Annotated in this window: 9 protein-coding genes and 1 pseudogene; 2 read left to right on the top strand and 8 right to left on the bottom strand. The window is 62.9% G+C overall.

Translation table 11 applies throughout. The features are described 5' to 3' along the window. The 8 genes and pseudogenes from EOA22_RS20070 to EOA22_RS20035 all read right to left on the bottom strand — a co-directional run. Window positions 1-183, bottom strand: a pseudogene (locus EOA22_RS20070) (sugar ABC transporter permease); the annotation flags it as partial. Next, a complete protein-coding gene (locus EOA22_RS20065) occupies window positions 180-1,001 on the bottom strand; it encodes an ATP-binding cassette domain-containing protein (protein WP_024501653.1) in 822 nt (273 codons plus the stop codon). The gene EOA22_RS20065 and the pseudogene EOA22_RS20070, both read right to left, overlap by 4 nt. Window positions 1,002-1,097: 96 nt before the next feature. Continuing rightward, window positions 1,098-2,186 (bottom strand): sugar ABC transporter substrate-binding protein, encoded by a 1,089-nt coding sequence (locus tag EOA22_RS20060; RefSeq protein WP_013530723.1) that lies wholly within the window; start codon window positions 2,184-2,186, stop codon window positions 1,098-1,100. Window positions 2,187-2,433: 247 nt separating this feature from the next. After that, complete coding sequence (locus EOA22_RS20055; RefSeq protein ID WP_013530722.1) at window positions 2,434-3,318, bottom strand: AraC family transcriptional regulator; 885 nt, start codon at window positions 3,316-3,318, stop codon at window positions 2,434-2,436. 335 nt (window positions 3,319-3,653) lie between these two features. Further along, on the bottom strand, window positions 3,654-3,947 hold the full coding sequence (locus EOA22_RS20050; RefSeq protein WP_027160769.1) for a DUF982 domain-containing protein: 294 nt from the start codon (window positions 3,945-3,947) through the stop codon (window positions 3,654-3,656). A gap of 98 nt (window positions 3,948-4,045) precedes the next feature. Beyond that, the gene (locus EOA22_RS20045; RefSeq protein ID WP_013530720.1) at window positions 4,046-4,273 is read right to left on the bottom strand and encodes a hypothetical protein; all 228 of its coding nucleotides are present in this window, start codon (window positions 4,271-4,273) and stop codon (window positions 4,046-4,048) included. A gap of 70 nt (window positions 4,274-4,343) precedes the next feature. Further along, the gene (gene groL / locus EOA22_RS20040) at window positions 4,344-5,975 is read right to left on the bottom strand and encodes a chaperonin GroEL (protein WP_127390163.1); all 1,632 of its coding nucleotides are present in this window, start codon (window positions 5,973-5,975) and stop codon (window positions 4,344-4,346) included. 33 nt (window positions 5,976-6,008) lie between these two features. After that, window positions 6,009-6,371: a co-chaperone GroES gene (locus EOA22_RS20035; RefSeq protein ID WP_013530533.1), complete on the bottom strand. Its 363-nt coding sequence runs from the start codon at window positions 6,369-6,371 to the stop codon at window positions 6,009-6,011. A gap of 251 nt (window positions 6,372-6,622) precedes the next feature. Here EOA22_RS20035 and EOA22_RS20030 point away from each other — a divergent pair, with 251 nt between their 5' ends. Both EOA22_RS20030 and EOA22_RS20025 read left to right on the top strand, forming a co-directional pair. Further along, complete coding sequence (locus EOA22_RS20030) at window positions 6,623-6,871, top strand: hypothetical protein (protein ID WP_063168668.1); 249 nt, start codon at window positions 6,623-6,625, stop codon at window positions 6,869-6,871. After that, on the top strand, window positions 6,868-7,004 hold a 137-nt coding region (locus EOA22_RS20025; protein WP_127390162.1), incomplete at its 3' end, for a DUF1488 family protein. The genes EOA22_RS20030 and EOA22_RS20025, both read left to right, overlap by 4 nt.

Here is a 7,004-nt window from a genome sequence, read left to right as displayed (position 1 = left end):
GGCGAACACCGTCCAGATGATGACCAGCCCGACAATCACTGGCAGCGAGCCGAGATCGCCCGAGCGGACCCGGTCGAAGAACCGGCGGATGGCGCCGCCGATCCCCGCCTCGAGCTTGACGCGCACATCGGCGCGGTCGAGCTGCGGCGGCACGGGGGCGGCCTGTTCGGCTTCGCGGCTCATGGGCGTGGCTCCTGGGTCTGGTCTTGCCTGGCCTGCCTGCGCTCGGCGCGCCGCGACACCGAATTGTTCGAGGCGCCGGTGATGGCGCTGACCAGTTCCTGGTTCGAGGCATCGGGCGAGAAGATGCCGTTGTTGCGGCCAAGCCGCAGCACGACGATGCGGTCGGCGACGGCGCGCACGTCTTCCATGTTGTGGCTGATGATGACGACGCCGAGGCCGCGGTCGCGCACCCGCTCGATCAAATTGAGCACTTCCGCCGTCTGCGCCACGCCAAGCGCTGCCGTCGGCTCGTCGAGCAGGATGAGCTTGGGTTCGAGCAGCAGCGAGCGCGCGATCGCCACCGTCTGGCGCTGGCCGCCCGACAGTGAAGCGACCACTTCGCGGACACTCGGGATGCGCGCCGAAAGCTCGTTGAGCAGCGTCCAGGCGCGCACTTCCATCGCCACCTCGTCCAGCCGCAGCGGGCTGAGTTCGCGGCCAAGGAAGATGTTGGCGACGATGTCGAGGTTCTCGCACAGCGCCAGGTCCTGGAACACGGTGGCGATGCCGAGCGTCAGCGCGGCACTCGGATCGGCAAGTGTCACCTGCTTGCCGCGAAAACTGATCGTGCCTGAGCTCGGCTGATGCACGCCGGCCAGGATCTTGACCAGGGTCGACTTGCCGGCGCCATTGTCGCCGACCAGCGCCACCACTTCGCCTGCATGGACATCGAGATCGATGTCGGTGAGCGCCGAAACGGCGCCGAAATTCTTCGAAACGCCGCGCAGGCTGAGCACCAGCTCGCCTGCCGGAACCGGTTCGTCCGAGGTATCGGTCATGCCAGGAAGCCTTTCAAAACCGGTTCAAAAATTTCGCATGAGCGCTGCCTGGCCACCACGCGGGTGGCCAGGCAGCGGAGCGGGCAAGGGTCGCGGTCAGTTCCCGATGCCCAGCTTCTTGCAGCCTTCCGCGTAACGATCGACGCAGAGCTCGGCCGCGGTGTTGATCTTCTTGTCGATGATCTCGGCCTTCAGGTTTTCCTGCGTCACAACAGCCGGCGTGAACAGCTGCGAGGGCGTATCGTACAGCGTCATCTCGGCCTTAGGCGTCTCGCCAGAAAGTAGCTTGATGGCGATGTTGGCGGCGGCCGCCGCCACGATCTCGCTCGGCTTGGAGATGGTGTTGTACTGGTCGCCGGCGATGATCAGTTGCAGTGCCGCGATCGTCGCGTCATTGCCGGTCACCGGCGGCACCGGATCGACGCCGGCCGCCTTGAAGGCCGCGATGGCGCCGCCACCGGTGCCGTCATTGGCGGCAACCACGCCGAGGATTTTCGGGCCGAAGCGGGTGATCTGGCCGCCGGCCCATTGCTGCGCCTTCGGCGGCGCCCATTCCGGCGTGTCGTATTCGGCCAGGATCTTGTAGCCGCTGTTGTCGAGGCCGGCATGGATGCCCTTCTTGATCAGGCCGGCCGCCGCGTCGGTCGGCGAACCGTTGATCTGTAAAACGCCGCCGGTGGCCGGATCGACCTTCAGCGCCTTCAGGTGCTCGACCAGCGAATCGGCGATGGCCTTGCCGATGCCTTCATTGTTGAACGAGACATAGAAGTCGGCCGGCGCTGTCGGGATTGGCCGGTCATAGGCTATGACCTTGATGCCCTGGCTCTGCGCCAGCTTGACCAGCGAGGCGGCGGCGGTCGAGTCGACGGGGTCGAGCACAATCGCCTTGGCGCCCTGCGAGATCACCGAGTTGAACTGCTGCTGCTGGCGCGAGGCGTCGGCATCGGCGTTCTGGTAGAGCACCTTGCAGCCCGGGCACAGCTTCTTCATCTCGGCGGCGAAGCCGGGATAATCATGCTGTTCGTAACGGGTCGAGGCCTGGTCAGGCATCAGGAAGGCGACGGTGGCGTCGGTGACTTCGGCTGCCTTGGCGATAGCGGCGGTGCCTGCCAGCAGCGACAGCGCAAGCGCTGCCATGCCGGCGGACTTGCCAGTGGACTTCAATGAAATTGAAAGTTTGGTCATTCGGTCTTCTCCGTTTCTGGATATGTTGTAAGAAGGTCGTGACTGCTTTGGTGGTCTGAAGACACCCATCCACCCTCGCCCCAATTGAAGGGGTACCAGGGTCCGGCGCTGGACTTTCGAGCCGCGCCGACGTCCTCCGCCGACGGAGGAATTCGAGACAAGCGTTCTCCATCACGAACCGCTCAACGCGGCTCACGTCCGTCATGCAAAAGAAAAATCCTCCCTTGGTTCCTCCCTGGCTCCTCCGTTAAGCGGCTTTTCCCGCGTTGATGTTGTCGGCCAGCAGGCGCCTGAAGCGCGAGGGCGGCATGCCCTTCTCCGCCAGGAACTGCCGGTTGAAATTGGACAGGTTGTTGAAGCCGACCTCGTAGCAGATGTCGGTGATCGAGGCCTGCTCGTCGCTCATCAGGATCTGGCAGGCGAGATTGATGCGCAGCCGCTTGACATACTGCACCAGCGACATGCCGGTGTGGCGGCGAAACGAGCGCGAGAAGGCCCCGGTCGACTGGCCGGCGATGGCGGCGAGATCCGCCTCGTCGAACAGCTGCGTCAGGTTCTCCCTGATATAGGCGAGCGCCTTGTTCATGCCGGCGGTCATGTAGCCCGACGGATCGGGCCGATAGCTGGCGCTGGCCAGCAGCTGGAATTCCTGGGCGCGGCTTAGCAGGCCGGCGATCATCATGAACAGCTCGATGCGGCGCACGCCCTGCGCCTGCATCATCTCTTCCATCAATGGCGCCAGCGCCTTGCTGGTGCGGTTGGAAAACAGCACGCCGCGCCGCGACGCCTCGAGCAGAGCCGCAAGCCCCGCCAGCTCCGGCAGCACATGCATGGCATCGCCGATGAAACTTTCGGAAAACTGAATGATGCGGCCGCGCAGCGGGATCGAGCTGTCCTTGGGGATGTCGCTGACCCAATTGTGCGGCAGGTTCGGCCCCGTCAGCACCAGATTGCCCGGCTCGAACTCGCCGATGAAGTCGCCGACGAAATAGCGGCCGTTGGTGAAGATTACCTGATGCAGTTCATATTCTGGATGGAAGTGCCAGCGCACCGTATGGAAGGGGTAGCCATGCGACCACGCCTTGAAGGACTCCCCGCGTCGTATCTGGACAACTTCCAGGTCCGGTTCCATGTCCGTTTCCTCCCGGCCGGCACGGATATTTGCCGCGTTCGGCCCAATTCCCTAAACCGGCCGAATTGGTTTCGGCTCTGCATTTCAAGAGCCACGGTACCGGCTCATGACAACAGGCGCCACCACGATTCAAGACAATGGATGATACTTTTTTAACCGGAAGGGCGCGCTCAGAGGCGCTATTCGGGCAGAACAGGTCAGTCTTGCTGACGCGTTCGCTCGACTGACCAACGAGAACACTACCGCCCGAAACGGAATTCCAACGTGTCCGGTGGGCGCCTGGCCTATCGCAAGAACAGCGTGTTCAGGCGCTGTTGCAGCGCCGTCATCGTAGTTCAGCTGGTGCGCAGCGCACCACCCGCCACCGTCGCGAGCGGCGTAACCATGTCAGGCACCAGTATGTCGTGGCGGCGCGCGAAGCTGACCAGCGTGGCCCGCACCGTCTCCGGATCGATTTCGCCGACGATGCCCGCCTTGCAAGCGTTGAGTGCGATGGCATGGGCGCCGTTGCGGCCGGCGCTCGGCCAGTCCTGCAGCAGTGCATAGGCTTCCATCACGCTGTCGATCATCCTCGGAAAGCCCATTCCGACCAGAAGTGTGACCGGTTCTTCGAATTGCCCGCGATTCATGGCTTGTACCTCCTCTCGATTGTTCAGGGCCTGCAGCGGGCCGAACACCGGGAAGCACGGCCCGCCGCGGATAGGTGAAGGGACTGGCCGATTTCCGTTCAGCCGCTGCCGGCGGATACCTCGGATGTTGCCGACACTTGCTGCGCTGCGAGGAACATCAGTGCCGACGCCGCGGTTCGCCGGTTCCAGCCGGCGGCTTCAGCCATGTCGAGCAGCCCTGCCAGCAGCGGCTTCAGCACGTTCCTGCATTCTGTTTCATAGGCCAGGAATTCCTTCGCTTGATGCGTAGGAGCCGGTACGGATCCGAGGCCAGCCATTGCATCCATCTTTACCTCCACTCTCTCTTCGACTGACGCCCGCTCCCCGCCAGGGGAGCGGGCGGATTGGGCCGCGACTTCAGAAGTCCATGCCGGCGCCGGCGGGCATTGCCGGGGCGGCGGCTTCCTTCTTCGGCTTCTCGGCCACCATCGCCTCCGTGGTCACCAGCAGGCCGGCGACCGATGCCGCGTCCTGGAGGGCGGTGCGCACCACCTTGGCCGGGTCGATAACGCCCTGGCCGAAGAGATCGCCGAATTCATTGGTCTGGGCGTTCCAGCCCCAGCCGAATTCGCTTTTCTCGCGCAGCTTGCCGACAATGATCGAGCCTTCGGCGCCGGCATTCTCGGCGATCTGCCGGACCGGCGTTTCGATGGCACGGCGCACGATGTCGACACCTGTCCTCTGGTCCGAATTGTCGGTCTGCACGGTATCGAGCGCCTTGGCCGCCCGCAGCAAGGCGACGCCGCCGCCGGGCAGCACGCCCTCCTCGACGGCCGCGCGGGTTGCATGCAGTGCGTCGTCGACACGGTCCTTGCGCTCCTTGACCTCGACCTCGGTCGAGCCGCCGACCCGGATCACCGCAACGCCGCCGGCGAGCTTGGCCAGCCGCTCCTGCAGCTTTTCCTTGTCGTAGTCTGACGTCGTCTCCTCGATCTGGCCCTTGATCTGAGCGACGCGCGCCTGGATGGTCGCCTTGGTGCCGGCACCGTCGATGATCGTGGTGGTGTCCTTCTCGATCAGCACGCGCTTGGCGCGGCCGAGCATCTCGATGGTGACGTTTTCGAGCTTGATGCCGAGGTCCTCGGAGATCATCTGGCCCGACGTGAGCACGGCGATGTCTTCCAGCATCGCCTTGCGGCGATCGCCGAAGCCAGGCGCCTTGACGGCCGCGACCTTGAGGCCGCCGCGCAGCTTGTTGACGACCAGCGTCGCCAGAGCCTCGCCCTCGACGTCCTCGGAGATGATCAGCAGCGGCCTGCCGCTCTGCACCACCGCTTCGAGGATCGGCAGCATCGCCTGCAGATTGCCGAGCTTCTTCTCGTGGATGAGGATGTAGGGTTCTTCCAGCTCGACGCGCATCTTGTCGGCATTGGTGACGAAATAGGGCGAGAGATAGCCGCGGTCGAACTGCATGCCTTCGACGACGTCGAGTTCGGTCTCTGCGGTCTTGGCTTCCTCGACGGTGATGACGCCGTCATTGCCGACCTTGTCCATAGCCTTGGCGATCATCTCGCCGACGCTGGCATCGCCATTGGCGGCGATGGTGCCGACCTGCGCGATCTCGGCCGACGACTTGACCTTCTTGGCGCGCGCCTGGATTTCCTTGACCACGGCGGAAACCGCCTGGTCGATGCCGCGCTTCAAATCCATGGGATTCATGCCGGCGGCGACCAGCTTGGCGCCTTCGCGCAGGATCGAGGCGGCCAGCACCGTGGCGGTGGTGGTGCCGTCACCGGCGAGGTCGTTGGTCTTCGAGGCCACTTCGCGCACCATCTGGGCGCCCATGTTCTCGAACTTGTCGGCAAGCTCGATTTCCTTGGCGACGGTGACGCCGTCCTTGGTGATGCGCGGCGCGCCATAGGCCTTGTCGATGATGACGTTGCGGCCCTTGGGGCCGAGCGTGACCTTCACAGCATTGGTAAGGATCTCGACGCCGCGCAGCATGCGGTCGCGCGCGTCGGTGGAGAATTTGATTTCCTTGGCAGACATGATTTTTATCCAGTACGTTCGGAGAAAATAAGGTCAGGCAGCTTTCTTGGCGGCCACGGTCTTGTCGGTTGCAGCGGTCTCGCCCTTGTCGATGATGCCAGTCTCGTCCTTGTCGATGACGCCCATAATGTCGGCTTCCTTCATGATCAGAAGGTCCTCGCCGTCGATCTTGACCTCGGTGCCCGACCATTTGCCGAACAGGATGAAGTCGCCGGCCTTGACGTCGAGCGGAACAAGCGCGCCGTTTTCGTCGCGTGCGCCAGGGCCGACAGCGATGACTTCGCCCTCCTGCGGCTTTTCCTTGGCAGTGTCGGGGATGATGATCCCGCCCTTGGATTTGATATCGCCTTCGGCGCGACGAATGACGACGCGGTCGTGGAGTGGCCGAAATTTCATGGGAACTTTCTTTCTGGGGGCCGGCACAGGCGGCCACGCCCCTCCTCTATAGACGCGTTGGCACTCGATAGATAGGAGTGCCAAAAATTATTCGCGTACCAAATTAAATATTCAAAAGTATTATTTCAGCTGGCCGTTTCGTGATATCCGCAGAATGTCAAATAATTCAAAAGATTGAATTTTGCCGATCGAGTGCCTATTTATCGGACAAGTTCACTTTCACGATTTCAGGCACAAGGGAGATTTCTTCGATGGCCGAAGGCAATCAGACGATCATGGAAAAAGCTGAAGCCCGCTTTGTCGACAAGCAGAAGAAGACAGCGGAGAAAAACAAGGCGACCGCCGAATATATGTCCGAGGCAAGAGCCAGGGAGATCAAGACGGCAAGGCTGAGGGAGCTTCGGCTGGCCAAGGAAGAGGCCGATCGTGTCGCCCAGGCCCTCAATCCGACGCCGAAGAAGAAGCGGGTGACCAAGAAAGTTACGGAGGCTAAGACATGAGCCTCACCTTCCCCAACCGCAGCCGCAGCTATGACGAGGCGGGCCAGCGCATCCGTTTCGTCGGCCATGACGGCATGCTCCAGATCTCGTTCTCCGTCGCCGCCGACGCCATGGCCAAGATGCGGCCGGGAAC

It is taken from the genome of Mesorhizobium sp. M7A.F.Ca.US.014.04.1.1 (assembly GCF_003998745.1).
GTDB classification, from domain to species: Bacteria; Pseudomonadota; Alphaproteobacteria; order Rhizobiales; family Rhizobiaceae; genus Mesorhizobium; species Mesorhizobium ciceri.
Note: the sequence above shows the minus strand (reverse complement) of the source record. Positions and strands in the feature narration are given on the sequence as shown.